Annotated in this window: 17 protein-coding genes, 1 pseudogene and 1 riboswitch; of the genes and pseudogenes, 7 read left to right on the top strand and 11 right to left on the bottom strand. The window is 72.4% G+C overall.

Annotated elements, in window-relative coordinates; translation table 11 throughout:
- Positions 1 to 82: 82 nt before the first annotated feature.
- A pseudogene (locus tag HKK74_RS20310) lies at positions 83 to 8,866 on the bottom strand (amino acid adenylation domain-containing protein); the annotation flags it as partial.
- A gap of 149 nt (positions 8,867 to 9,015) precedes the next feature.
- The gene (locus HKK74_RS20305) at positions 9,016 to 10,050 is read right to left on the bottom strand and encodes an iron-siderophore ABC transporter substrate-binding protein (protein WP_187244843.1); all 1,035 of its coding nucleotides are present in this window, start codon (positions 10,048 to 10,050) and stop codon (positions 9,016 to 9,018) included.
- Positions 10,051 to 10,229: 179 nt separating this feature from the next.
- Here HKK74_RS20305 and HKK74_RS20300 point away from each other — a divergent pair, with 179 nt between their 5' ends.
- The 3 genes from HKK74_RS20300 to HKK74_RS20290 are packed head-to-tail and all read left to right on the top strand — an operon-like array spanning position 10,230 to position 13,230.
- Positions 10,230 to 11,297, top strand: a complete 1,068-nt coding sequence (locus tag HKK74_RS20300) for a FecCD family ABC transporter permease (RefSeq protein WP_246491802.1) — start codon at positions 10,230 to 10,232, stop codon at positions 11,295 to 11,297.
- Complete coding sequence (locus tag HKK74_RS20295; protein WP_187244842.1) at positions 11,294 to 12,373, top strand: FecCD family ABC transporter permease; 1,080 nt, start codon at positions 11,294 to 11,296, stop codon at positions 12,371 to 12,373. Before HKK74_RS20300 ends, HKK74_RS20295 begins: the two co-directional genes overlap by 4 nt.
- A gap of 2 nt (positions 12,374 to 12,375) precedes the next feature.
- A complete protein-coding gene (locus tag HKK74_RS20290; protein WP_187244841.1) occupies positions 12,376 to 13,230 on the top strand; it encodes an ABC transporter ATP-binding protein in 855 nt (284 codons plus the stop codon).
- Positions 13,231 to 13,325: 95 nt separating this feature from the next.
- Here HKK74_RS20290 and HKK74_RS20285 read toward each other — a convergent pair whose 3' ends face one another.
- Together HKK74_RS20285 and HKK74_RS20280 are read right to left on the bottom strand one after the other, a co-directional pair.
- On the bottom strand, positions 13,326 to 14,666 hold the full coding sequence (locus tag HKK74_RS20285; RefSeq protein WP_187244840.1) for a lysine N(6)-hydroxylase/L-ornithine N(5)-oxygenase family protein: 1,341 nt from the start codon (positions 14,664 to 14,666) through the stop codon (positions 13,326 to 13,328).
- A 127-nt stretch (positions 14,667 to 14,793) separates the two neighbouring features.
- On the bottom strand, positions 14,794 to 16,410 hold the full coding sequence (locus tag HKK74_RS20280; protein WP_312881636.1) for an amidohydrolase: 1,617 nt from the start codon (positions 16,408 to 16,410) through the stop codon (positions 14,794 to 14,796).
- Between the two features lie 127 nt (positions 16,411 to 16,537).
- On the opposite strand from HKK74_RS20280, the gene HKK74_RS20275 reads away from it, so the two are divergent.
- The 3 genes from HKK74_RS20275 to HKK74_RS20265 all read left to right on the top strand — a co-directional run bounded on the left by HKK74_RS20275 (position 16,538) and on the right by HKK74_RS20265 (position 19,183).
- The gene (locus tag HKK74_RS20275; protein WP_187244838.1) at positions 16,538 to 17,485 is read left to right on the top strand and encodes a methionyl-tRNA formyltransferase; all 948 of its coding nucleotides are present in this window, start codon (positions 16,538 to 16,540) and stop codon (positions 17,483 to 17,485) included.
- A gap of 64 nt (positions 17,486 to 17,549) precedes the next feature.
- Positions 17,550 to 18,314, top strand: a complete 765-nt coding sequence (locus HKK74_RS20270; protein ID WP_187244837.1) for an ABC transporter permease — start codon at positions 17,550 to 17,552, stop codon at positions 18,312 to 18,314.
- 98 nt (positions 18,315 to 18,412) lie between these two features.
- A complete protein-coding gene (locus HKK74_RS20265; RefSeq protein WP_187244836.1) occupies positions 18,413 to 19,183 on the top strand; it encodes a S1 family peptidase in 771 nt (256 codons plus the stop codon).
- 37 nt (positions 19,184 to 19,220) lie between these two features.
- On the opposite strand, the gene HKK74_RS20260 is transcribed toward HKK74_RS20265, so the two are convergent.
- Genes HKK74_RS20260 through HKK74_RS20240 form a run of 5 tightly spaced genes read right to left on the bottom strand, consistent with a single transcriptional unit; the run spans position 19,221 to position 22,104 of the window.
- The gene (locus HKK74_RS20260; RefSeq protein WP_222722519.1) at positions 19,221 to 19,385 is read right to left on the bottom strand and encodes a hypothetical protein; all 165 of its coding nucleotides are present in this window, start codon (positions 19,383 to 19,385) and stop codon (positions 19,221 to 19,223) included.
- A 22-nt stretch (positions 19,386 to 19,407) separates the two neighbouring features.
- The gene (locus HKK74_RS20255) at positions 19,408 to 20,253 is read right to left on the bottom strand and encodes an energy-coupling factor ABC transporter ATP-binding protein (protein WP_187244835.1); all 846 of its coding nucleotides are present in this window, start codon (positions 20,251 to 20,253) and stop codon (positions 19,408 to 19,410) included.
- Positions 20,250 to 20,987, bottom strand: coding sequence for a cobalt ECF transporter T component CbiQ (cbiQ, locus tag HKK74_RS20250; RefSeq protein ID WP_187244834.1), 738 nt, complete (start codon positions 20,985 to 20,987; stop codon positions 20,250 to 20,252). Before cbiQ ends, HKK74_RS20255 begins: the two co-directional genes overlap by 4 nt.
- On the bottom strand, positions 20,987 to 21,418 hold the full coding sequence (locus HKK74_RS20245; protein ID WP_187244833.1) for an energy-coupling factor ABC transporter substrate-binding protein: 432 nt from the start codon (positions 21,416 to 21,418) through the stop codon (positions 20,987 to 20,989). Before HKK74_RS20245 ends, cbiQ begins: the two co-directional genes overlap by 1 nt.
- Positions 21,415 to 22,104: an energy-coupling factor ABC transporter permease gene (locus HKK74_RS20240; RefSeq protein WP_187244832.1), complete on the bottom strand. Its 690-nt coding sequence runs from the start codon at positions 22,102 to 22,104 to the stop codon at positions 21,415 to 21,417. The genes HKK74_RS20245 and HKK74_RS20240 overlap by 4 nt, the downstream gene beginning before the upstream one ends.
- Positions 22,105 to 22,138: 34 nt before the next feature.
- Positions 22,139 to 22,342, bottom strand: a riboswitch (cobalamin riboswitch).
- 42 nt (positions 22,343 to 22,384) lie between these two features.
- Here HKK74_RS20240 and HKK74_RS40945 point away from each other — a divergent pair.
- Positions 22,385 to 22,756, top strand: a complete 372-nt coding sequence (locus tag HKK74_RS40945) for an ArsR/SmtB family transcription factor (RefSeq protein WP_187244831.1) — start codon at positions 22,385 to 22,387, stop codon at positions 22,754 to 22,756.
- Between the two features lie 19 nt (positions 22,757 to 22,775).
- On the opposite strand, the gene HKK74_RS20230 is transcribed toward HKK74_RS40945, so the two are convergent.
- Both HKK74_RS20230 and HKK74_RS20225 read right to left on the bottom strand, forming a co-directional pair.
- Entirely contained in the window at positions 22,776 to 23,771 is a 996-nt protein-coding gene (locus HKK74_RS20230; RefSeq protein ID WP_187244830.1) for a DUF6528 family protein, read from the bottom strand.
- A 131-nt stretch (positions 23,772 to 23,902) separates the two neighbouring features.
- Positions 23,903 to 24,961, bottom strand: a complete 1,059-nt coding sequence (locus HKK74_RS20225; protein WP_187244829.1) for an aldo/keto reductase — start codon at positions 24,959 to 24,961, stop codon at positions 23,903 to 23,905.
- Positions 24,962 to 24,987: the final 26 nt, after the last annotated feature.

Raw genomic sequence — 24,987 nt, 5'->3', positions numbered from 1 at the left:
CGGCGTCCGGCCGGTCGTCGCCGGTCAGCAGGCCCTGCTCGATGAGGTGGTGGGCGTACGTGGGCGTGACGTTGACGACGTCGACGCGGTGCCGGTCGCAGTAGGCCACCAGCGCCTCGGCGTCCCGCCTGAGCTCCTCGTCGCAGATGTGCACCTCGTGCCCCTCGACCAGCCACAGGAGTTCCTCCCACGACATGTCGAAGGCGAAGGACACCGTGTGGGCCACCCGCAGCCGCCGCCCGCCGGCCGACGCCACCGCGGGATCGAAGATGGCCTCCCGGTGGTTCAGCTGCATGTTCGTCAGGCCCCAATAAGGCGTGACCACGCCCTTGGGACGCCCGGTCGAGCCGGACGTGTAGATGATGTACGCGGGGTGCTCCATCCGGCCGGGCCGGGTGCGCGCGAACTCCGCCCGCTCGACGCCGGTCAGCGCGCCGGCCGGGACCGCAGCCAGCTCGGCGGCGGTGGCCGGATCGTCGAGCAGCACCGGCCGCGGCACGTTGCCCGGGAGCGACGCGGCGACGGCCGCCGTCGACAGCACGCATGCCGGCGCCGTGTCGGCGAGCATGTGCGCGAGCCGCTCCGCCGGGTGGTCGAGGTCCATCGGCAGGTAGGCGGCGCCGGTACGGAGCACCGCGAACAGCGCCGCGACCATGTCGGCCGACCGCGGCAGGGCCAGCGCCACCACCCGCTCGGGACCGGCGCCGCGGGCCAGCAGCAGCCGCGCGAGCCGGTTGACCCGGGCGTCGAGCTCGGCGTACGTCAAGGTCTGCTCGCCGAAGACGAGCGCCACCGCGTCGGGGGTTCGGGCCGCCTGCGCCTCCAGCAGCTCGGCGACGGTCTCGTCCACCAGCGGCCGCGCGGTGGCGTCGCGCTCGGCGGCGAGCTCCCTGCGTTCGTCCGGCGTACGGAGGTCCAGCTCACCCACCCGCGCCGTGAGGTCGGCGGCCAGCCTCCCGAGCAGGGTCGTGAATCGGGTCAGCAGGGCCGTCGCGGTTCCGGCCCCGATGACGTCGGACCGGTGCGCGAGCATCACCCGCAGCCGCTCGCCGGGGGTCACGACCAGGGTGAGCGGATAGTGCGTGGCGTCCACGCCGCCGACCTCAATGACGCCGTGCCCGTCCCGCAGCTCCGCGAAGGTGTCCTCGCCGCCGACGTTCTGCAGGACGTAGAGCGTGTCGAAGAGCCGGCCGTGCCCGCTCTCGCGCTGGATGTCGCCGAGCCCGAGGTACTCATGCGGCATGAGCTCCGCGCGCTCGGCCTGGATCCGCCGCAGGAGGTCGAGTGCGGTCTCGCGCGGGTCGAGCGTGACGCGTACCGGGACGGTGTTGAGGAACATCCCGATGATCTGGTCGGCGCCGGGCACGGCCGCCGGCCGGCCGCCCACGGCGGTGCCGAAGACCACGTCGGTACGGCCGACGGCGTCCGACAGCACGAGCGCCCAGGCGGCGTTGAGCACGGTGTTGAGGGTGAGCCCGTGCCGACGCGCCTGATCGCGCAGGCGTTCGCCGACCCGCGCCGGAAGCTCGGCCGAGAGGCGCTCGGGAATGGTCGGCTCGAGGCCGCGGTCGGCCGGGTCGACCAGGGTCGGCTCCCGCAGGCCCGACAGCGCGCGGCGCCACGCGTCCGCCGCGAGGGCGGTGTCCTGCTCGTCCAGCCAGGCGAGGTGGTCGCGGTAGGAGCCGGGCCGGGGCAGTCCCCGGTCGTCGCCGTTCCGGTCGTAGAGGGTGATGAGCTGCTCGACGAACAACCGCGCCGACCACCCGTCCCACAACATGAGGTGGTGGGCGACCACGAGCCGGTCGCGTTCCGGGGCCAGCCGGATGAGGATGAGCCGGCACAGCGGTGGGTCGGCCAGGTCGAAGCGCCGGGTGCGGTCCTCGGCCATGATCCGCTCGGCGTGAGCCAGCCGGTCGCCCTCGGGCAGCGAGGTCAGGTCGACGACCTGCAGGGGCGGCTCCGGGTCGGTGCCGATGAACTGCACCGGCCGGGTAAGCCCGTCGCTGGTGAATCCGGCGCGCAGGCCGGCGTTGCGCGCCAGCAGCGTCGCGCACGCCGCGCGCAGCCGGTCGGCGTCGACGCGGTGCGCGAAGTCGAGGGCCACCTGCGCGGTGTAGACGTCGAGGGCGTGCCGGTCGTAGCTGGAGTGGAAGAACAGCCCTTCCTGCAGCGGCGACAGCGGCCAGATGTCCTCGACCGGCACCGGGCTGACGTTCCGTACCCGGTCGAGCTCTTCCTCGGTGAGGGTCACCAGATCGCGGGCCGGCCCGCTCGCACCGGCCGCTCCCAGGCGACCGGAGCCGGCCGGAGACCCCGTGCGGGCCGTCGCGGCGAGCGCCGCCGGGGTCCGCCGCTCGAACACATCGCGCGGGCTGAGGTCGAGGCCGCCGGCACGCGCCCGCCCGGCGACCGTGATGGACAGGATGCTGTCGCCCCCGAGCACGAAGAAGTCCTCGTCGGGACCCACGTCGGCCAGCCCGAGCACATCGGCGTAGATCTCGCAGAGCAGCCGCTCGCGCTCGTCGCCGGGCGCCCGGGTCACCGTGCGCACCGGCGCCGGGGCGGGCAGGGCGTCGCGGTCGATCTTGCCGCTCGGGGTCAGCGGCAGCTCGTCGAGGAGCACGAAGGCGTCCGGCACCATCGGTGCCGGCAGCGACGCCGCCAGTCCGGTCCGCAGCCCGTCGGCGTCGGGCCGCGTCCCGGGCCGCGGTACGACGTAGCCCACGAGCCGCGCCGCACCCGGGCCGTCGTGACGACCGGCCACCGCGGCGGCGGCGACGCCGGGCTCACGGGCGAGCGCCGCCTCGACCTCGCCGAGCTCGATCCGATTGCCGCGGATCTTGACCTGCCGGTCGACCCGCCCGAGGTATTCGAGGACGCCACCGCCGCCCGCCGTACCGTCGGCCGTGCCGTCTGTCGTGCCGTCTGTCAGGTCGGCCGCCCTGCCGTTCGGCTCCGTGCCGGCGCGCCACCGCACCAGGTCCCCGGTGCGGTACATCCGCTCGCCGGGGCCGCCGAACGGGTCGGCGACGAACCTCTCCGCCGTGGCACCTGGCCGGGCGTGGTAGCCGCGCGCCAGCTGGGCACCGGCGATGTACAGCTCGCCGGGCGCTCCGGCGGGCACGGGCCGCAGGCAGTCGTCGAGGACCCGCAGCCGGGTGTTCCACACCGGCCGCCCGATGGGCACGGCCGTCCGGCCGCCCTGGTCGTGCTGCCAGTACGTGACCTGCACCGCCGTCTCGGTCGGCCCGTAGACGTTGTAGAGCGGCACGCCGGTCAGATCGCGCCACCGGTCCGCGACCTCACCGGTCAGGGCGTCTCCGCCGGTGAAGACCCGCCGCAGGTCGGGCAGGCCGTCCACCTCGTCACCCGCCTCGCCCGCGTCTTCGCGGGCGGCGGCCCGCTGGAACGGGGCGAGCATGGACGACACAAGGGTCATCGTGGTGACCCGCTCGTCCCGGACGAGCCGGGCGAGGTACGCGGGGTCGCGGTGCCCGTCGGGGCGGGCCGGCACGACGGCGGCCCCCTCGATGAGCGGCCAGAAGATCTCCAGTATCGAGGGGTCGAAGCCGGCGGACATCTGGTGCAGCACGCGGTCGTCGGCGTCGAGCGGGAAGGTGGCCCGCATCCAGGTGAGCTGGCTCATGATGGCCCGGTGGGCGACCAGCACGCCCTTGGGCCGGCCGGTCGAGCCGGACGTGTAGATGAGATAGGCGGGATGGTTCGGCAGGGCCCGGCCCCCATGCCGGGGGGCGGGTTGTCCGGAGACCGGCTCCCCGGCCGTGGCCGCGTCGGCCCCGGCGTCCAGCAGGAGCCGCGCCGGGCCGCCCTCAGGGAGCCGCGCGGCGGTGTCCGCCGTGGTCACGGCGATGCTCGCCGCCGAGTCGGAGAGCATGAACGCCACCCGGTCGGCGGGATGGTCAACGTCGATGGGCAGATAGGCGGCACCCGCCTTCAGCACGCCGAGGAGCGCGACGATCAGCTCGGCCGAGCGCGGCACGGCGACCGCCACGACGGCCTCGGGGCCCGCGCCGCTCGCTCGCAGGCGCTCGGCGAGCGTCTCCGCCCGCCGGTCCAGCTCGGCATAGGTCACCCGCTCGCCACCGGACACGAGCGCCGTCGCGTTCGGGCACCGGGCGGCCCGGCTCTCGAAGGCGTCGGCCAATGTGGCGTGCGGAACGCGCCGTTCCGCTCCGGTGAGGACGGCCGACTCCAGCCGGCTCTCGTCCGCCGACAGGAGGTCGACGCTCGCGACCGGCCGGTCCGGATCGGCGGCCACCGCGGCCAGGATCCGGGTCAGGCGCTCGGCGATCCGCTCCACGGCGGCGCGGCCGAGCCGTCCGGCGTCGTGCTCGAACCGCAGCCCGAGCCGCCGCCCGGGCAGCACGATCAGCGCGAGGGGGTAGTGGCCGCTGCTGGTGAACTCCTGGCCGGTGATCTCCAGGGTGCCGGTGCGGTCCCGAAGGTCGCCGGCGCTCGCGTAGTTCTCGAAGACGACGAGGGTGTCGAAGAGGTCGACTTGGCCGGTGAGCCGCTGGATCTCCGCCAGCCCGAGGTGCTGGTGGTCGAGCAGCTCGACCTGCTCGGCCTGCAGCCGCTCGAGGGTGGCGCCGAGCGACCCGCCCGGCCGCCACCTCATCCGCACCGGCAGCGTGTTGATGAACAGGCCGACCATCGCCTCGATGCCGTCCACGTCGGCGTCGCGGCCCGAGACCGTGGTGCCGAACACCACGTCGCCGTGGCCGGTGAGCCGGCCCAGCAGAAGCCCCCACGCCCCCTGCACGAGGGTGTTCAGCGTCAGCCCGCGCTCGCGGGCGCGGGCGACCAGCCCGGCGGTGAGCTCCTCGGGCAGGTCGATCCGGATCCGCTCGGGGCGGGCGGTGCGCGCACCGCGCTCTGGACCGGCCGACACCAACCGGGTCGGCCCGTCGAGCCCGGCGAGCGCGGCCCGCCATGCCTCCCGCGCGGCGTCCCGGTCGCGAGACGCCAGCCGGCCGAGGTACTCCCGGTAGGGGGTGACCGGCGGCAACCGCGGCGTCTCCCCGTCCGGGGCGTAGAGCGCGAGCAGTTCCCTGAGCATGATCGGCACCGACCAGCCGTCGGCCACGATGTGGTGGAACACCAGTATCAGGACGTGCCGGTCCGGAGCATGCCGGACCAGGACGCAGCGCAGCAGCGGAGGCCGGCCCAGGTCGAAGGGGCGGGCCCGCTCCTCGGCGGTGAGTGCCTCGAAGCGCTGCGCCCTTGTCGGCTCGTCGCCGCCGGACAGGTCGGCCTCCCGCCACGGGAGGGCGACCGCGTCGGCGGTGAACTGCACGACGCGCCCGTCCGGATGCCGGCGGAAACCGGATCGCAGTGCGTCGTGCCGGGCGAGCAGGGCCTGCGCGGCCCGGCGCAGGGCCGGCGCGTCGACCGGCCCGCGCAGCTCGGCCGTCTGCTGTACGACGTAGACCTCGGCGCCCGACTCGTCGGCCACCGCGTGGTAGAAGAAGCCCTCCTGGAGCGGCGACAATGGCAGCTCGCCTCCGGGGTCCGGCGGGTCCGCGCCCTCGGCCCCGTCCACACCGCGCACGGCGTCGCCGCCGCCACCGCCCGCACCACGGGCGTCGCGCCGTTCGTCGACGGCATCGCCGTGAACGGGACGGTCACCGATCGCCGCGGCGAGTGCGGCGACGGTGCGGTGCCGGAAGACGTCCCCGGGGGTGAGCGACAACCCGGCGTTGCGCGCGCCGATCAGCAGCCGGATCGCGACGATGCTGTCGCCGCCCAGCGCGAAGAAGTCGTCGTCGACCCCGACCCGCGGCAGGCCGAGGACCTCGGCGTACAACGTGCACAGGAGTTCCTCGCGGGCGTCGCGCGGACGCGTCCCCGTGGTGAGCGCGGACAGGTCGGGCGCGGGCAGCGCCCTGCGGTCGAGCTTGCCGCTCGTCGTCACCGGCAGCCGGTCGAGCGGGACGAACGCCGAGGGCACCATGTACTCCGGCAGCCGGTCCAGCGCGTACGACCGCAGGGTCTTCATCAGCGTGCCCACGTCGCGGAACCCGGCGGGCACGTTGGCCAGCGACGACAGGTGCGTCTTCGCCGACGACGCGCGGCCGGGCCGGTACACCTCGTCGTATCCCAGGCCGTACGCCTCGTCGTATCCCCCGCCGTGCGGGTCGCCGTACCCCGCGTCGTCATCACGCACGTATTCGCGGCCACCCGCGTTGTGCTCGGCCGCGCCGTCGTCGCCGGCCCGCATCCCACTGTCGGTGAAGACGCCGTCGGTGAAGACCGCGTCGAGGCGGCCGTCGGCCGATCGGCCCGACCAGGTCACGGCCACCTGGTAGCCGAGTTCGGCACCGAGGTCGTACAGGTCCTCCGGATCGACGGCGGTCCAGGAGACTCCGCCGGACGAGCCGTGGGCATGGTCGTCGGGGATCAGCGCACGCAGCGCTTCGAGGTCCTCCGTCAGCCGCGCGTTCGGCACCTCGGTCAACCGCAGCCGGCCCGGGCGCCGCTCGGTCAGCCACGCGGCCAGCTCGGTCAGCCCGCCGATCCCCTGTGCCCAGCGCAGCACGTGCTCCGGCATCGCCAGATGCGGCCCGCGCCGCCGGCCGGCCGTGCCGGGGCGCTTGCGCAGGACGACGTCGTAGCGGTAGCGGGTCAACTCGTTGTGGTGGCGACCGCGCTTGACGCGCAGGTCGAGACCGTCGATGTCGGCCACGGCGCGCCGCAGGGCCGGGAAGAAGTCCGGGTCGAGCAGGAGTTCGCCCTCCCGGCTCACCGCCTGGTCGACCGCCGAGCGTACGGCGGGGTCGGCGCCCTCGGTCGCTTCGGCATCGCGCCGGCGCAGCTCGACCGCGCTGCGCAGGCACCGCAACAGCCGCAGGTTGCGAACGTCGCCGACGAAGACCGACCCGCCCGGGACGAGCAGCCGCACCGCCTCGCGAAGCACGTCGGCGAGGTAGCCGGCACTCGGGAGGTACTGCGCCACGGAGTTGACGACCACCGTGTCGAAGAACCCGTCCGGCAGGCCGTCGAAGACGTGCGCGGGCTGCGCTCGCAGCTCGACGCGCCCGGTGAGCTCGGGTACCTCGGCCACCTGCCGCCGCAGCGTCTCGATCGCCTCCTCGGACACGTCGGTGCCCCAGTAGGCGTCGCAGCCGGGGGCGACGCGCGACAGGATCAGGCCGCTGCCCACGCCGATCTCGAGCACCCGGCGCGGCCGCAGCGCCGCGATCCGCTCGACGGCGGCGTCGCGCCAGGCCCGCATCTCCTCCAGCGGGATCGGCATGCCGTCGTAGGTGCTGTTCCAGCCGGTGAAGTTCTCGGCGAGGCCCTCCGACCGCGCCGCCGTGTAGAGCAGCTCGTGCAGGCCCTTCCAGGCGCCGACCTGTTCCCGCTCTCGCCGCTCGTCCCGGTCCGGGCCGGATCGCCGGCCCGCCGCCGGCACGATGTAGGCGGTGAGGCGCTTCTCACCCGGCCGGTCCTCGCGTGCCAGCACCGCCGCCTGAGCGACCGAGGAGTGCGCCTCCAGGATCGACTCGATCTCGCCCGGCTCGATGCGATAGCCCCGGATCTTGACCTGGTCGTCGGACCGGCCGATGAACTCCAGCCGCCCGTCCGCCCGCCACCGCACGAGATCGCCCGTACGGTACAGCCGCTCTCCAGGCGTGCCGAACGGATCGGCCACGAACCGCTCGGCGGTCAGCCCCGGCCGGCCGAGATAGCCGCGTGCCAGGCCGAGCCCGCCGAGGTACAGCTCGCCCTCCGTGCCGGCGGGCACCGGTCGCAGGGCGGCGTCGAGCACGTAGACGCGGGTGCCCGGATCGGGCCGCCCGATGGGCACCGACGGGCCGGTCCGCGTGTCGGGGTCGCACTCGCCGAGCGTGGAGTTCACCGTCGCCTCGGTCGGCCCGTACGCGTTGAACATCCGCCGGCCGCGCCCCCAGCGGGCGACGAGTTCCGGCGACACCCGCTCGGTGCCGGCGAGCAGCGTGGCGTGCTCGGGCAGCGCGCAGTCCTCGGGCATCGCCGCCAGCAGCGCCGGAGGCAGGATCATGAAGGTGACGCCGTGCTCACGGGCGTAGTCGGCCAGGGGCGTGCCGGGCACCCGCCGCTCGGACGGGACGACCACAAGGCGCCCGCCGGACAGCAGCCCGAGGCACAGGTCCCAGAAGGCGACGTCGAAGCCGGGCGAGGCGAACTGCAGGATCCGGCTGTCCGGGCCGACGCCGAACCGCTCGGTCTGGGTCGCGACCAGCTTCGCCACGCCGGTGTACGAGAGCACGACGCCTTTGGGCCGCCCGGTGGAGCCGGACGTGTAGATGACGTAGGCGGCGTTGAGCACGCTCAGAGGGCCGAGGCGATCGGCGTCGGCCGGGTCCGCGCCGGGGCGGGCGGCCACCTCGGCGGCGGTCCGCGGGTCGTCGAGGACGAGGCACGGCGTCGCGGTGTCCGGCACGCGCCCCGTCAGCGCGGCGGTGGTGACCAGGCAGGCCGGGCCGGCGTCGGCCAGCATGAAGGCGATGCGTTCCGCCGGGTGGTCGTGGTCGATCGGCAGGTAGGCGCCACCGGCCTTGAGCACGGCCAGCTCCGCGACGGTCATCTGCACCGACCGCGGCAGCGCCAGCGCGACCACGCGCTCCGGTCCGACGCCCCGGCCGATCAGCTCGTGGGCCAGCCGGTTCGCCCGCGCGTTCAGTTCCGCGTACGACAGCTCGGTGTCCTCGAACACCAGCGCCACCGCGTCCGGGTTCCGTTGCACCTGGGTTTCGAACAGCTCCGGCAGGGTCGCCGGGGGCACGCGGCACTCGGTGTCGTTCCAGTCGACGAGGATCCGGTGGAGTTCCTCGCCGGTGAGCGCCCGTCGCCCGCCGGTCATCTCTTCGTCAACGGACACGCTTCGCCTTTCCGACACAGTGCCGATCGAGCACACTTCGCCTGTGGGCATGGTTCATCCACGACCCAGGGACATTTCACCGTTCATCGCGGTCCCGGCGGTGGGGTCGCCGCCGCCGGGACCCCGTGGAGTCAGCTCGCCGGGGCGGTGAGGAGCGGAATGATCTGATCGATGGCGTAGGGCACGCTGAGGACGGTGTTGAACGACAGCGCGGCACCGACGGGCGGGTCCTCGTACGGCGCGAACAGGGCCCGCTTCTCCTTGGCGACCTCGAGGGTGCCGAAGACCTCGTCGGCCTCGACCCGCTTCCGCGCCGTCGGATCGCCGGTGAGGAACACGAGCCGGTCCACGTCCACGAGGTCCAGCCGCTCGGAGCCGATCTCGGCCGCGTACTCCTTGCCGACCGCCTTGGTGACCTTCTCGGGCACGCTGAAGCCCAGGGACGTCATGAACACCACCTTGGGGTCGCTGGGGGCGAAGACCGCGTACTTTCCGGCCTCGTAGGGATCGACGACGGCAGTCGTCTTCCCGGCGAACTCCGGGTACTCCTCGCGCACCTGCGCGAAGCGCTGGTCGATCTTGGTGATCAGCTCGTTCGCGCGGGCCTCCATGCCGAGTGCGCGGCCGGTCATCCGGGTCATCTCCTGCCACGGAGCCGCGTAGTCGTCGTACTTCAGTGGCTGCCCGACCGTCGGCGCGATCCTGCTGAGCGCGTCGTACTGCTCCTTCTTCATCCCCGAGTAGAGCGCGATGATGAGGTCGGGCTCGAGGACGGCGATCTTCTCGATGTTGAAGTTGTCACGCTCCCCGACGATGGTCGGCGGCGAGGCTCCCCAGAGCCCCTGGGTCCACGCCCACTTGCCGTAGGGACGCTCCTTGAACCAGTCGACTGCACCGACCGGCTTGATCCCGAGCGCGAGCACCGCGTCCTGGTCACTGAGGCCGAGCGTCACGACGCGCTTCGCCTGCGCGCTGATCTCGGTCGTGCCGTACTTGTGGTCGATGCGCACCGGGAAGGCGCCCTGACCCTTGGCCGGCTCGGCCCGCGGGGCCGCGTCGTCGTCCCCGCTCCCGCAGGCGGCGAGCACCAGCGACAGCGCCAACACCAACGTCAGGACCAGGATCGGCGGCCGGACGCGCTCGGAGAGCGGTGCAGCAGTGGACATCGGCTTCCCTTCGGAGGTGCGGACCGAGGGCATCCGTCGCCACCACCCGGCGATCGCGACACTAAGGTAAGGCTTGCCTAATTACAAGACCACGCCATCCGCCGGTCGACCCAAGGCTGGCAGGGGGCGCGGACCTATGAGTAAGGTATGCCTAACCTAAAGATCAAGTTGGGGGCGTGATGCTCGACATGGAGCCGCCGGCCGGCGGGCTCACCCAGCGCCCCGAGGCGGCGCCCACCCGAACGCACGCATTGAGACGCCCCATCCTGCTGGTGCTGACGCTCGGGGCGCTCGTGCTTCTGTGCCTGATATCGATCGCGGTGGGCAGCCGCCAGATCCCTCTCGGTGAAGTCGTCGGAACGCTCCTGCACTCGCGCGACACGCAGGCCGACGCGATCGTCTGGGGCGTCCGCGTGCCCCGGACCGCACTGGGGCTGGCCGCCGGCGCCGCGCTCGGCCTGGCGGGCGCGGTGATGCAGGCGCTGACCCGCAATCCGCTCGCGGATCCTGGCCTGATGGGCGTGAGCGCGGGTTCGGCCCTGGGCATCGTCGTGGCGATCGGGGTGCTCGGGATCGCCTCGCTGTACGCCACGATCTGGTTTGCGTTCACGGGGGCGCTCGTCGCGAGCGTCGTGGTGTACGTCCTCGGCGGTCTCGGCCGGGGCGGCACGACCCCGGTCAAGCTCGCGCTGGCCGGTGTCGCCGTCACCTTCATGATGAGCTCGCTCACCGGCGCTCTGGCCCTGATCTCGCCGGAGGCGCTCAACCGCTACCGCTTCTGGTCCGCCGGCTCGCTCGCCGGCCAGGACATGCCGACCATCCTGCGGGTTCTGCCGTTCCTGGCCGTTGGAGCGCTCCTCGCTCTCGCCGCCGGCCCCGCGCTGAACAATCTGTCCCTCGGCGACGACGTCGCCGCCTCGCTCGGCCGGCGGCCCGGGCTGGTCCGTCTCCAGGGACTCCTGGCGGTGACGTTGCTCACCGGCGGGGCCGTGGCGGTCGTGGGACCGATCGTCTTCGTCGGTCTGGTGGTCCCGCACGCGGCCCGGATCATCACCGGGCCGGACCAGCGGTGGCTGCTGCCCTTCTCCATGCTGCTCGCCCCGTGCCTGCTGCTCATGGCCGACATCGCCGGGCGCGTCATCGCCCGGCCCCAGGAGGTTCAGGTCGGCATCGTCGTCGCGTTCGTCGGCGCGCCCTTCTTCATCGCGCTGGTCCGCCGGCGCCGGCTCGCGGAGCTCACCACATGACCGGCCTGATCCCCGGCGTCGAGCTGAGCCGGACGGCCGGCCGCACAGCCGTCCGCATCGCCCGCCCGCCGGTCTCGGGTCTGGTGCGGCCCCGGCTGCTGGTCGTCTGCCTGCTGCTGGCCGCCGCCACGTTCGCCGTCTTCTGCTTCGGGATCGCCACGGGCGACTATCCGCTCGCGCTCTCGGACGTCGTGCCGGCCCTCTGGGGATCGGGCGACGGGGGCACGCTGCTCATCGTCCAGGAGCTGCGCCTGCCGAGGGCGCTGACCGGGCTGCTGGTCGGCGCCGCCTTCGGCGTCTCGGGCGCGCTGTTCCAGACGATGACCCGCAACCCGCTGGCCAGTCCCGACATGATCGGGATCACGGCGGGGGCGGGCACGGCCGTCGTCGCGGGACTCGTCCTCGGCTTCGGCACCGGACTCGGTACCCAGACGCTCGGGCTGTCGGGCGCGCTCATCACCGCGCTGCTGATCTACGTACTGGCCTGGAAGCGCGGCACCACCGGCTACCGCATCATCCTGGTCGGCATCGGGGTGTCCTGGCTGTTCACCAGCACGACCGAGTACCTCATCGCGCGGGCGAGACTGTACGAGGCGCAAGAGGCGCTGGGCTGGCTCTTCGGCGACCTGGGCAACCGGAACTGGGGTCATGTGCGGCCGCTCGCGCTGACCATGGCCGTGCTGTTGCCGGCCGCCCTCCTGCTGAGCCGCTGGACGCGCACGCTGCAACTCGGCGACGAGGTAGCCGTCGGGCTCGGCATACCGGTGCAGCGGGCCCGGCTGGCCCTGCTGCTCACCGGCGTCGGGCTGGTCGCGTTCGGCACCGCGGCCGCCGGCCCGATCGCCTTCGTTGCCCTCGTCGCCCCGCAGATCGCCTTGCGCCTGGCCCGTACGGCCTGGCCTCCGCTGACCGCCTCGGCCCTCACGGGCGCCCTGATCGTGCTGGTCGGCGACCTGATCGGGCGGCGGCTCATCACCGACATGGAGCTGCCGGTCGGTGTCGTCACCGGCGTGCTCGGCGCACCGTTCCTGCTCTGGCTGCTCGCCAGGGCCAACCGCACCGGTTCAGGAGGCTGAAAGTGACATCGGAGTCGCCGAACGGCACGGCACCCCCGCGGGAAGCCCCCGAGTTGCGGGCCGGCGGGCTGCGCCTGGCCTACGGCGACCGGGTGGTCGTCGACGGCCTCGACCTGACGGTCCCGCCCGGCCGGATCAGCGTCATCGTGGGCGCGAACGCGTGCGGCAAATCCACCCTCCTGCGGGCACTGGCCCGGCTGCTCACCCCCCGTACGGGCACGGTGCACCTGGACGGCCGTTCGATCCACTCCATGCCGACCCGGCGGGTGGCGCAGCAACTGGGGATCCTGCCGCAGGCGCCGATCGCCCCAAAAGGGCTCACCGTCATCGACCTGGTCGGCCAGGGACGGGCACCGCACCAGTCGTGGTGGCGCCAGTGGTCGTCGGCCGACGAGCAGGCGGTGACCGAGGCACTGAAGGCGACCGCGATGCTCGACCAGGCGCGCCGTCCGGTCGACGAGCTCTCCGGCGGACAGCGCCAGCGGGCCTGGATCGCGATGGCCGTCGCCCAGGGCACGCCGGTGCTGCTCCTCGACGAGCCGACGACGTTCCTCGACCTGGCCCACCAGATCGACGTCCTCGACCTCGTCGTCGACCTGAACCGGCGGGAGAACCGCACGATCGTGATGGTCCTGCACGACCTGAACCAGGCGTGCCGCTACGCCGACCACGTCATCGCGATGAAGGAGGGCCGTGTCGTGGCGGCCGGCGACCCCGCCGAGGTGATCGACGCGGAGTTGGTCGAGGAGGTCTTCGACCTGCGCTGCCAGGTCGTCACCGACCCGGTCAGCGGCACCCCCCTGGTCATCCCGATGGGGCGCCACCACTCCGAGCGGTCGGCCGGGGCCGCGCGGTGACCTGAGCGCCGCGCTCCGAACCGGCCGCGCTTCGAATCGGCCGCGGCCCTGCCCCGGCCGGACGTGACGGCGTCGGGTGCGGGGCCGCGGCCGGTTCAGCGCGACATCGCGTACGGCGGTGGGGCGGCGGTCGAGCGCCCGGCGATCGAGCCGACGATCTCACCGGCCCGGACGGCGGTGTTGGAGAGCAGCGTCGAGGTGAGCCCGTGCGTGTGCTCGGTGGCGCCCTGAAGGTAGATGCCGCAGCGTACGTCGCCGGTGGTGGCCACCCGGTAGTCGCGCTCGACGCGCAGGCCGCCCTCGGCGCGCGTGCGGCAGTGCTCCCCCACCTCGCCCAGCAGGGCCAGCGGGTCTCCGGGCCGATAGCCGGTCGCGTAGACGAGGAGGTCGGCGTCGAGGACGGTGCGCGCGCCGGTGGGCAGGAACTCGACCGTGGCGCGGACGCCGGCCGGACGGGTGTCGAGATCGACGACACGCGAGGCGTTGAGGATGCGCAGCCGCTCGGCGCCGAGCACCTTCTCCTGGTAGACGCGGCGGTAGAGCTCGTCGATGAGCTCGAGGTCGACCACCGAGTAGTTGGTCGAGCCGTGGTAGGCCAGCAGCATCCGCTTGACCTCCTCGGGCGCGGCGTAATAGTGCTCGACCGCCTCGGGGTCGAAGATGCGGTTGGCGAAGGAGCTGTCGTCGGCGGGCGTGTAGCCGTACTTGGTGAAGACGGCGCACACCTCCGCGGCCGGGAAGGTGCTGTGCAGATGCTCGGTGACCTCCGCGGCGCTCTGCCCGGCCCCGACCACGAGGACGCGCTGCGGCTCGGTCAGCTCGGGCAGCCGGGTGAGCAGCTCGTGACTGTGCCAGACCTGCTCCCCGGCCACCACGCCGGGCGGTAGCACCGGATCGAGCCCGGCCGCGATGACGAGGTTGCGGGTCCGGCACGTCGTCAGCTCCGTGCCGGATCGCGCTCGCCCGGTCTGGCCGGCGCCTCCCCCGCGACGGACGACGACGTCGAGGTACTCGATCGTCCCGTCCACGGTGACCGGGCTGGCCGAGACCACCTCGGAGTCGTACCGCACCTGGTCGATGAAGCGGCTCGCGGCCCACTCCAGGTAGTCGTGGAACTCGACCCTGGAGGGGAACATCGTCTTGTGGTTGATGAAGTCGACCAGCCTGCCCTTGGCTTGCAGGTACGACAGGAACCCGAACCCGCTCGCCGGGTTGCGCATGGTGACCAGGTCCTTGAGGAACGACACCTGCATGGTCGTGCCCTCGATGAGCATGCCGCGGTGCCAGCCGAACGCCGGTTGCTTCTCGAAGAACACCGCGTCGATCGTCTCGTCCGCCTCTGCGTTGTGCTCGCGCAGCGCGATCGCGAGGGCCAGGTTCGAGGGGCCGAAGCCGATCCCGACCAGGTCATGGACATGCGGTTCCGAGACGGACATGTGCGCCCTTTCGAAAAGGTCGGGCCGAAGCAGCTCGCGACTATTTAGGTAAGGCTCACCTAACCAAGGCTAGCCTTACGTCACCCAACCATCGGGGTCGAAACGTGTCAAGAACGTTCCGCGCGGCTCAACCGAGGCCCGCCCGGTCGTGGACGAGGTCACCGCCGACGAGCGTCGCCAGCACCTCGATGTCCGCGATGCGCGACACCTCGGCCTTCCTCGGGTCGTCGGCGAGCACGACCAGATCGGCGAGCTTGCCCGCCGTCACACTGCCCAGCACGTCGTCGCGGCGGCAGGCGTACGCGCCTCCCCGCGTGTAGGCGGCCAGCGCCTCGTCCACGGCGACGCGTTCGCCGGGGCCGACGGCCCGGCCGCCGGACGAGAGCCGCTCGGCCATGAACTGGACGGCGCGGAGCGGCGCACCAGTGGCGACCGGCCGGTCGGAGCTGCCGGCCACGGTCATGCCGCGGTCGAGGAAGGAACGCCCGCGGTACATCCACGGCGCCCGGTGCGCGCCCATCACCTCGGCGTAGTCGTCGCCGTAGGCCCACAGGAAGCTGGGCTGGATCACCGGTATGACCCCGGCCGCGGCCAGCCGGTCGAGCTGGTCCGGGCGGACGAGCCCGCAGTGCTCGATACGGTGCCGCGCGTCCGGCCTGCGCCGCCTGCGCTGGGCCTCCTCGACGGCGTCGAGGGCGAGGTCGACGGCGCGGTCGCCGATCGCGTGGACGGCGAGCTGCCAACCCGCGAGGTGCCCGTCGACGATGAGCGCGGCGAGCGCCTCGGGCTCGTCCTGCAGCTGTCCCGTTCCGCCGACCCGCTCGTACGGGTTGGTCAGCGCGGCCGTCCGCGCCATCATCCCGCCGTCGAGGAAGACCTTGAGCGCGCCGATCGACAGGCGGTCGTCGCCGAGCCCGGTGCGGACACCGAGGTCGATCGAGCGGGGCGTCCCATCCGCCGGATGTGCGCCGGCCGGCCGCAGGAATTCGGCGGCGACCATCAGCTGCATCCTGATCGGCAGCCGTTCCTCCTCGGCCATTCGCTGGTAGACCGCCACCTCGACGGGGCTGTGCCCGACCAGCCCGCCGCCGACTCCCGCCTCCGCGCACATGGTCACCCCCTCGGCCAGGCACCGCCGGGCGCTGTACGCGATGGCCTCGTCGAGTTCGTCGGCCGAGTACGGCAGCCGCAGCCGGCGCGCGGCGGTCTGGGCGCCTTCGGACAGCCCGCCGGTCGGACGGCCGCCGGCGTCCACCTCAACGCCGGGGTTGCCCAGAGCCTCCTCGGGCAGCAGGTCGAGCACGGCACCGTTGACCACACATGCGTGACCGGAGAGGTCCTGTACGTACACCGGCCGGCCCGCGGCGACCAGGTCGAGGTCGGCGGCGGTCAGCGGGCGCTCCAGCCGCCGGTGGTCATAGCCCGACGCCTCCAGCCAGCCGTCGCCCGCGCCGCGGCGCGCGGCCCGCCCGATCGTGTCGAGTACCTGCTCGACCCGCTCGCAACCGGAGACGTCCACCGTCCGGGCGGCCAGTCCCTCCCACGCGAGGTGGGTGTGGGCGTCGATGAAGCCGGGGAGTACGGTCGCGCCGTCCAGATCGACGACCCGCGCCGCCCGCAGGCCCGCCACCTCGTCGTCGAGCCCGGCGATCCGGCCGCGCCAGATTCCGATCGTGCTCGCGAACGGACGGGCGGGGTCCATCGTGACGACCCGGCCCCCTTCCAGCCTCAGGTCGAGTATCACGGGAGCCTCTCGTCGGAGGGACATGAGCACCGTTCGGGCATTGCCTAGTTAGGTTAGCCTTGCTTTACTTCTCAGGGCCATGTCTCAAGGTCATGCTCAAGGCCATGTCCACGTGAGAGGGAGAATCATGCGGGTCGTCATGTTCGGTTACCAGACCTGGGGGCATCGCACGCTTCAGGCGCTGCTCGCATCGGAACACGAGGTCGCCCTGGCCGTCACGCATCCGAAGAGCGACCACGCCTACGAGAGGATCTGGAGCGACTCCGTGGCCGACCTGGCCGAGGAGCACGGCGTCCCGGTCATCCTGCGCGACCGGCCCGACGACGAGGAACTGCTGCACCGCCTCAAGGCGGCCGAGCCGGACATCATCGTGGCGACCAACTGGCGCACGTGGATCCCGCCGCACGTCTTCGACCTGCCGCCGCACGGCACGCTCAACGTCCACGACTCGTTGCTGCCCGCCTACGCCGGGTTCTCACCGCTCATCTGGGCGCTCATCAACGGTGAGAGCGAGGTCGGCGTCACCGCGCACATCATGACCGAGGAACTCGACGCCGGCGACATCGTCCTCCAGCGCACCGTCCCGGTCGGGCCCACCGACACCGCGACCGACCTGTTCCACAAGACGATCGAGCTGTTCGGCCCGATCACGGTCGACGGGCTCGACCTGATCGCCTCGGGCCGTACCGACTGGATCCCGCAGGACCGATCGAAGGCCGGCTTCTTCCACAAGCGGTCGATCGAGGACAGCCGCATCGACTGGACCTGGCCGGCGCGCGACATCGCCAACCTGGTCCGCGCGCAGTCCGACCCCTACCCCAACGCCTTCACCTTCCACCGGGGTGAGCGCGTCCGGATCCTGTCCGCGTCCACGTCGAAGGGCCGGTACGGCGGCACGCCCGGCCGGATCTTCATCAAGGAGGGCGACGGAGTCGTCATCGTCGCCGGTGCCGACGCCCGGCACGGGCGCAATCCGGGCCTGCTCATCGAGCGGGTCCGGACCGACGACGGCATCGAGTTCCCCGCCGGGGAGTTCTTCAAGACCATGGGCGGTTACCTCACCGGTCGGCCCTGAGCACCGGCCGAACGGTACCCCCGGCTTGCGCGCGAGCGTCCGGGGGGCCAATGTGAGAACGGAGATGACCGCCGCTCCCGCGACGCCCGGCGTCGAGCTGGGCCCGCTGCTCGCCGTGGTGCTGATCCTGCTGGCGGTGGGTGCCGCGCTGCTCGTACGGCTCGGTTCGCTCGGGGACGCCCGCGAGGTGCTCGTGGCGGCGGGGCGGGCCACGGTGCAGCTCGCACTGGTGTCCCTACTGATCACCGCGGTGCTGAGCAGCGTGGGGTGGACCTCGGCTTTCATCACCCTCATGGTGCTGGTCGCGTCGGCCACGGCCGGTCGCCGCGTGACCGGATCGGCCCTGCGCGGCCGGTGGGTCCTGGTCCCGATCGCGGCGGGAGTGGCACCGGTACTCGGGTTGCTCCTCGGCACGGGGGTCATGCCCGCACGCCCTGTCTCGGTGCTGCCGATCGCCGGAATCCTCATCGGCGGGGCGATGACCGCGACCGCGCTCGCCGGACGGCGGGCCCTCGACGAGCTGCGGACCCGGCACGGGGAGTACGAGGCGGCGCTGGCCATCGGCCTGATGCCCCGGGACGCCGCGCTGGAGGTGTGCCGCCCCGCCGCCGCGCTCGCCCTCGTCCCCGCCCTCGACCAGACGCGCACCGTCGGGCTGGTGACGCTGCCCGGCGCGTTCGTCGGCGTGCTGCTGGGCGGCGCCGACCCGGGGCAGGCCGGCGCGATCCAGTTGCTCGTGCTCATCGGCCTGCTGACGGTCGAGGCCGTCGCCGTCCTGGTCACCGTCGAGCTCGTGGCGGCCGGCCGCCTGCTCAGACCAGGCCGGTGATCGTCGAGATTCCGCCCGGCACCCACGCATTGCGCCGAAGGTAGATCTTTGTCAAGAATGTTCTATTTACGGGCTATCTGCCCTTAAAGTCCCGTTCCATGCGTTTTGTTCTCTTCATCACGGTTCTCGCTGCGGCGATCACGGGTGTGGCCTCCCCCTCCTGGGCCATCACCAACGGCTCCCCCGATCGCTCCGGTCACCCACAGGTGGGGGCCCTCATCGGCGATCAGTCCAACGATGACGGCACCTGGGCCTACTGCACCGGCACGCTGATCTCGCCGACGGTCTTCGTCACCGCCGCCCATTGCGGATCAGGCCAGAAGACCGCCCGGGTCTCCTTCGCCCACCGCTACAAGCCTGGGGCCAAGGTCCACACCGGGCGCTACGTGCCCAACGAGCGGTACGACTCCGAGTCGCACGACCACGACATCGCGGTGATCGTCTTCAGCTCCCCGATCCCCGGCATCCGGCCCGCCAGACTGCCCGCCGCGGGCCTGCTCAACGGCCTCAAGGCCAGCGGCGAGCTGAAGACGACGGACTTCACTCCGGTGGGATACGGCGCCCAGACCTCGGTCGACGGCGCTGACGGCCAGTTCACCTACACCGACACCCGCCGCCGCACGTCCATCTCCTTCAAGGCCCTCACCCGCCTGTGGCTCGAGCTGTCTCCAGACGGGTCCGGCCGCGAGGGCGGCACCTGCTACGGCGACTCGGGCGGCCCGAACTTCCTCGGCGGAGTTTCTTCGGACCTGCTCGTGGCCACGACGGTCAGCGGAGCGGACGACGCCTGCGCGTCGACCAACTACGACTACCGCCTGGACACGCCCTCGGCCCGAAAGTTCCTCGGCAGGTTCGTCACGCTCCCCTGAGTCAGGGCACGCCGCTGGGTCAGGGCGAACTGCAGGGTCAGGGCAGGCCGCACAGCCGCAGCACGGCCGTGGTGGCGGCCGCCGCGATGACCACCACCGGGAACGGCGCCCGTCGGAGCGCGAGGAACCCACCGGCCAGCACCCCGGCCGGCCTCGCCCAGCCGGCGAGGCCGTGCCCCTCGGTGAGCGCCGCGGTGGCCACCAGGGGCCGTTATGGCCAGGCCCTACGACAGGGCGCCCGGCGAGGAACCGTTTGCCACGAGCAGGTCCGCGGGCGTACGGGGGTCGGGCGCGTCGGCCGCGAGCACGCCGTGGGCGCGCAGCACCCGCCCGACGACGGGCCCCCAGGCCGGGCGGAGCCGGGCGGCCGCCAGCAGCGACTCGTCGGTGAGCAGTTCCGCGGCCGGGCCGGTGTGCAGGACACCGCCGGCGAGGACGGCGGCGTCCTGGGCCCAGCGGTGAGCGAGGTCGACGTCGTGGGTCGACGCCACGATCGTCGTGCCCTCGGCCTGCAGGCGGGCCAGGGTCATGAGCAGTGCCTCCACACCCGCCGGGTCCAGGCCCGCCGTGGGCTCGTCGAGCACCAGCACGGCGGGGCGCAGGGCAAGCGCGCCCGCGATCGCGACCCTCTTGCGCTGGCCGAACGAGAGCAGATGGGTGGGCCGGTCGGCCAGTACGGTGATCTCCATTGCGCTCAGCGCGTCGGCGACCCGGCCGTGCACCTCGGCGGCGGCCAGGCCGAGGTTGACCGGGCCGAACGAGACGTCCTGCCGGACGTCGGCGGCGAAGAGCTGGTCGTCGGGATCCTGCAGGACGAGCTGCACGTTGGTGCGCAGTTCGGTCAGCCCGGCACGATGGTAGGACACGGGCACCCCGCGCAACCGGATCTCACCGTGCGACGGGCGCAGCCCGCCGCACAGCAGCCGGAGCAGGGTCGTCTTGCCGACACCGTTGGGGCCGAGCACGGCGAGTGCCCGGCCGGGCCGGATCTCCAGGGTCAGGTCGCGGAAGACCGGCGCCGACCCCTCGTACGAATAACCCAGGTCGTGGGCGCTGAGCACGGGCGTCACCCTCTCTCCAGGGTGAGCGTGGCCACGACGGCCAGCAGCCCGGGCAGCGGAGCGACGGCGAGAAAGCGGGTGCGCAGGGGAATCTCCTTGATGGCGACGGTGAGGGCGCCCGTGTAGCCGCGCCCGGCCAGGCCGACCTCGAGCCGGCGGGCCCGGTCGAACGAACGGACGAAGACCGCCGAGCCGAGCCCGCCGAGCGAGCGCCAGGTCGCGCTGATCGACCGGTGACCGAGCCGGCCGGCCTGGGCGGTCCGGATCGTACGGGTGGTGTCGAGGACGACGAAGAGCATGCGGTAGATCAGCAGGGCCACCTCGACCAGGACCGCGGGGACGCCGACGCGGATGAGCCGGGGCAGCGCGTCGGCGACGGGCGTGGTGCTCGCGAACAGCAACTGGCACAGCAGCGCGGCGACACAGCGGGCGACCACGTCGGCCATCCTGCGGGCGCCGTCGGGAGCCCAGCCGATCCCGTCCGCGCTGATCGTGATCAGGAATGTCAGCGACCCGGTGAGCGCGAACGACACCGGCGTACGGGCCGCCCGCAGCAGCATGCCGGGTGGCACCCGGGCCCAGCCGAGGGCGACGGCGAGCGTGATGGCCGCGGTGATCGGAGCTCCGGGCCAGGGCGGCAGCGAGACTGCGCAGATGAGCAGCGTTCCGGCCAGCAGCGCCTTGGCGGCGGGGTGGTGCCGCCGCCAAGGGCTGCGATAGGCGGCCGCGTCGATGGCGAGCACTAGTCGCCCGCGGCGGGCGGCTCCGTCGGCGGCCGCATCGGCGGCGTCCGTGACGGCGTCGCGGTCGAGGTCGGGGCCGAGGGACCCGGCTGGACCGAGGGGCCCGAGCCGGGACGCTCTGCCGACACGGCCGCCGGGGCGAGCCTGCGCCGGGTACGGACGACGCCGAAGTAGTAGCCGAGCACACCCGCCCCGACCGCGGCCTGGAGTGCGAAGAGCGCCGACTCGATCTCACCGGACGGCGGTTCGTACAGGGAGCTGAACCATGGCTCGTAGTGCGGGGCGTTCTCGGTGATCGCCGTCTCGGCCTGGCCGTCGGATCCGGTGAACGGCTCCTCCTTTCCGTCGCCGGAGCCGAGGACGAGCGGCGCGACGGCCAGCGCCGCGACGGCCAGCAGGAGCATCAGGTTGACGGTGGTGGACCGCTTCATGCCGGCACCTGCTCTTTCGTGGCGACGTCCTTCTGACGCAGGACGCCGAGACGCAGCAGGTCCTCGGCGGCCGAGCTCCGCAGCAGCCGGACGACGAGCACCGTCAGCAGCCCTTCGCTGATCGCGAGCGGAATCTGGGTGACGGCGAAGATGCCGCCGAACTTCGCCAGCGCACCGGCGAAGCCGCTCTCCTGGTCGGGGAAGGCCAGCGCCAGCTGCACCGAGGTCACGCAGTACGTCGTCAGATCCGCGACGAAGGCACCGGCGAAGACCGCCGGGAGCAGTCCGAAGCCTCGGCACGCGCGGTAGACCGCGTAGCCGGCCCATGGCCCGACGATCGCCATCGAGAACGCGTTGGCGCCGAGCGTGGTCAGCCCGCCGTGCGCGAGCAGCAGAGCCTGGAACAGCAGAGTGATGGTGCCCAGCACGGTCATGATGGGCGGCCGGAACAGGATCGCGCCCAGTCCCGTCCCGGTTGGGTGCGAGCAGCTCCCGGTGACCGACGGGATCTTCAGTGCCGACAAGACGAAGCAGAACGCCCCGGAGGCACCGAGCAGCAGCTTGGCCTCGGGGTTCTCCCGGACCTCCCGGCCCAGTCTGATGACGCCATGGACGATGAACGGAGCGGCCGCCGCGGTCCACGCGACGGCGTGCAGGGGAGGCAGATAACCCTCGGCAATGTGCACAGGTGGCACCGGACCTTTCCAACACCTCGTGGACGATGGTCAAGTGCCGTGGCCGGTCTCCTGGCTGAGGGTTCGCCCTCCCGCCCGCCTTCCCAGACGCGACGTGCGCCCAGTGGCTCCCCGTGAGGGGGTGGCCGGGAGGAACCCGATCACAGTGGCGAGGGCCGCTCCGGACTCACACCGGTCTTCCCGATCACCACGGCGCGCACAGCCTAGGACCACTCCCACATATCTGCAAGACTGCGCAGGTATAGGGCTTTATGTCTGGCACGATGGAGCCGTGCATCTCGTTCCCGCTGAACGTGCCCACCGCAACACCATCGACGACCACAGGGTGTGCGACGCCATCGCCGGTATCGGTGAACCCACCCGGGTCGCGGGCTGGGCGCGCCGATTCGGCCTGCTCTCCGAACCCGGCCGGCTCACCCTGTTGCTGGCCGTACACGCCGCCGGCCCGATCAGCGTGACCGACCTGGCGATCGCCACCGGTATGTCGGACACCTCGGTGTCCCAGGCACTCCGGGTGCTGCGTACCGCCGGTGCGGTCGAGGCGCACCGGGACGGCCGGGTGATCCGGTACCGGCTGAGCGATCCGCAGGTGCACGACCTCCTGCACCGGCTGAGCCCCTGCCCCGCCACCACGTCCCACTGACCTGCCGGCCCTGAGGGGCTCAGCGGCCCGGTCTCGTCGGATCCACCCACCAGCGCGCCTTGTAGATGTGCGAGCCGTGCAGGGTGAGGGCGTCTCCTCGCCGGTTCAGCGTCGCGGTGTCGGTGCACCAGGTGCACAGGTTCCGGTGCTGCACCCGTGCCGTGAGGACCTGCCCGGAGCGCCGGTCGTCTCCGACGCTCTTGACCCCACCGACGCTGATCCGATCAGCGCCTGGGTAGTCCCGCAGGAAGATGCCCTTCGACGCGGAGTACTGATAGACGCCGCTCTCCGTAGTGATCCACAGCCGGTCCGGCGTGGCCGCCACCGGATGCAGGTCGTGTCCCCCTGGTGTGGGCAGCCGAGCCCGCCGTACCTCGGTGAGCTCGGGCCGCGCGGGCGTGCCGCCGAGCCTCAGCGCCACCAGTTCGTCACCGCCGAGCGCCCACAGCAGCCGGGCGTCGTCGTCCCAGAAGACGCCGTGGCCGCCGGTGAGCGGGAATTCGACGTAGGAATCGGATCGTGGTCCCTGCGAGGCCGTGTAGACGCGAAGCCAATTGCCACGGCTGGCGATGAGCGCCGCATTGCCGTCCGGCAGCAGTTCGATGCTGTGCAGATTGCTCTGCCGGCCCACGTCCGTCGCCCAATAGGGCCCGGCGTCGTCCGGGAAGGGCACGATCGCGGCCAGTCCGCGCGAGTCGACGGCGAGCAGATGAGGCCTTCCGTCGAGGTGCCGCAACTTGGCGTCCGAGGGGGCACCCCAGGCGGCCACCAGGTCACCGAGTCCATTCGCCTCGGTGGGCCGCCAGCGCCACAGCACCTTCGTCTCCTGCCAGCTCCGCCGGTCGGAATCGAGCAGGAGAATCTGGTCGGTGGCCTGCTCGGTCACCACGATCTTCTCGCCGCTGATCCCCGACGCCGCGTCCGCCGCCGTCACCGCTCCGGCGAAGAGCACCGCGGCGCACGTCAGCCCGGTCGCGCGGGCGAGGAGCCGGAGCCGGGTGAAAGGGTGGCGCACATCTCCTCCATCGCTCTGTACGGACTGTCGAGCACAACTGAAGGAGGCGGGCCGCACCCCCGGACATTGCGATTGATCTTCCGCTGACGAAGACACATTTCACGTCGGCCGGCGCACGCCCGTGGGAACCGTTACGCGGCAGGTACCGGCACGGGGTCGCTTGCGGACGGGTTGAGGCGGGCGAACCCTTCCTGCCGCTGGTAGGGAAAGTAGGGATAGGGCGCCGTCACGGCGCTCGCCGCGTCGAGTCTCGCGATCTGGTCGGAGGTGAGCGTCCAGCCGACGGCGCCGAGGTTCTGGCGGAGTTGCTCTTCGTTGCGGGCGCCGATGATGACCGATGAGACGGTCGGGCGCCGCAGCAGCCAGTTGATCGCGATCTGCGGGATCGCCTTGCCGGTCTCGGCCGCGATCTCGTCGAGGGCGTCCACCACCGTGAACAGGTGCTCGTCGTCGACGGGCGGGCCGTAGTCGGCGGTCTGATGGAGGCGGCTCTGGGCCGGCAGCGGTCGGCCGCGGCGCACTTTGCCGGTGAGCCGGCCCCAGCCGAGCGGGCTCCAGACGAGAGCGCCGACGCCCTGATCGAGCCCGAGCGGCATCAGCTCCCACTCGTAGTCGCGGCCGACCAGCGAGTAGTAGACTTGGTGCGCGACGTACCGCGGATGGCCGTTGTCGTCCGCGGTGGCCAGCGACTTCATCAGGTGCCAGCCCGAGAAGTTGGAGACGCCGACGTAGCGCACCTTCCCCGCCCGCACCAGAGCGTCGAGCGTGGACAGTACCTCCTCGATCGGAGTGCCGGCGTCGAAGGCGTGCAACTGCAGCAGGTCGATGTAGTCGGTGCCGAGCCGGCGCAGCGCGTCCTCGCACGCCTTGATCAGACGTGAGCGTGAAGAACCCGCGTCGTTGGGGCCGTCGCCCATCGGCAGGCTGGTCTTGGTGGACAGGATCACCTCGTCGCGGCGGCCCCGGACTGCCTCCCCCAGCACCTGCTCGGACGCACCGGCCGAGTAGACGTCGGCGGTGTCGAACATGGTGACGCCGGCCTCCAGGCAGATGTCCACGAGGCGGCGGGCCTGGCGCGCGTCGGTGTCGCCCCAGGCGCCGAACAGCTCTCCCCGGCCGCCGAAGGTGCCGGTGCCGAAGCTCAGCGCGGGAACCTTGAGCCCGGATGCACCCAATCGTCTGTACTCCATCGTCGATCCCCTTTGATGACCCGTTC

It is taken from the genome of Actinomadura alba, assembly GCF_014323705.1.
GTDB classification, from domain to species: Bacteria; Actinomycetota; Actinomycetes; order Streptosporangiales; family Streptosporangiaceae; genus Actinomadura_C; species Actinomadura_C alba.
Note: the sequence above shows the minus strand (reverse complement) of the source record. Positions and strands in the feature narration are given on the sequence as shown.

Coding starts and splice junctions, on each gene's coding strand:
- HKK74_RS20295 (WP_187244842.1), top strand. CDS start 11,294: ATGACCGGCCTGATCCCCGGCGTCGAGCTGAGCCGGACGGCCGGCCGC.
- HKK74_RS20305 (WP_187244843.1), bottom strand. CDS start 10,050: ATGTCCACTGCTGCACCGCTCTCCGAGCGCGTCCGGCCGCCGATCCTG.
- HKK74_RS20265 (WP_187244836.1), top strand. CDS start 18,413: ATGCGTTTTGTTCTCTTCATCACGGTTCTCGCTGCGGCGATCACGGGT.
- HKK74_RS20275 (WP_187244838.1), top strand. CDS start 16,538: ATGCGGGTCGTCATGTTCGGTTACCAGACCTGGGGGCATCGCACGCTT.
- HKK74_RS20270 (WP_187244837.1), top strand. CDS start 17,550: ATGACCGCCGCTCCCGCGACGCCCGGCGTCGAGCTGGGCCCGCTGCTC.
- HKK74_RS20300 (WP_246491802.1), top strand. CDS start 10,230: ATGCTCGACATGGAGCCGCCGGCCGGCGGGCTCACCCAGCGCCCCGAG.
- HKK74_RS20285 (WP_187244840.1), bottom strand. CDS start 14,666: ATGTCCGTCTCGGAACCGCATGTCCATGACCTGGTCGGGATCGGCTTC.
- HKK74_RS20245 (WP_187244833.1), bottom strand. CDS start 21,418: ATGAAGCGGTCCACCACCGTCAACCTGATGCTCCTGCTGGCCGTCGCG.
- HKK74_RS20225 (WP_187244829.1), bottom strand. CDS start 24,961: ATGGAGTACAGACGATTGGGTGCATCCGGGCTCAAGGTTCCCGCGCTG.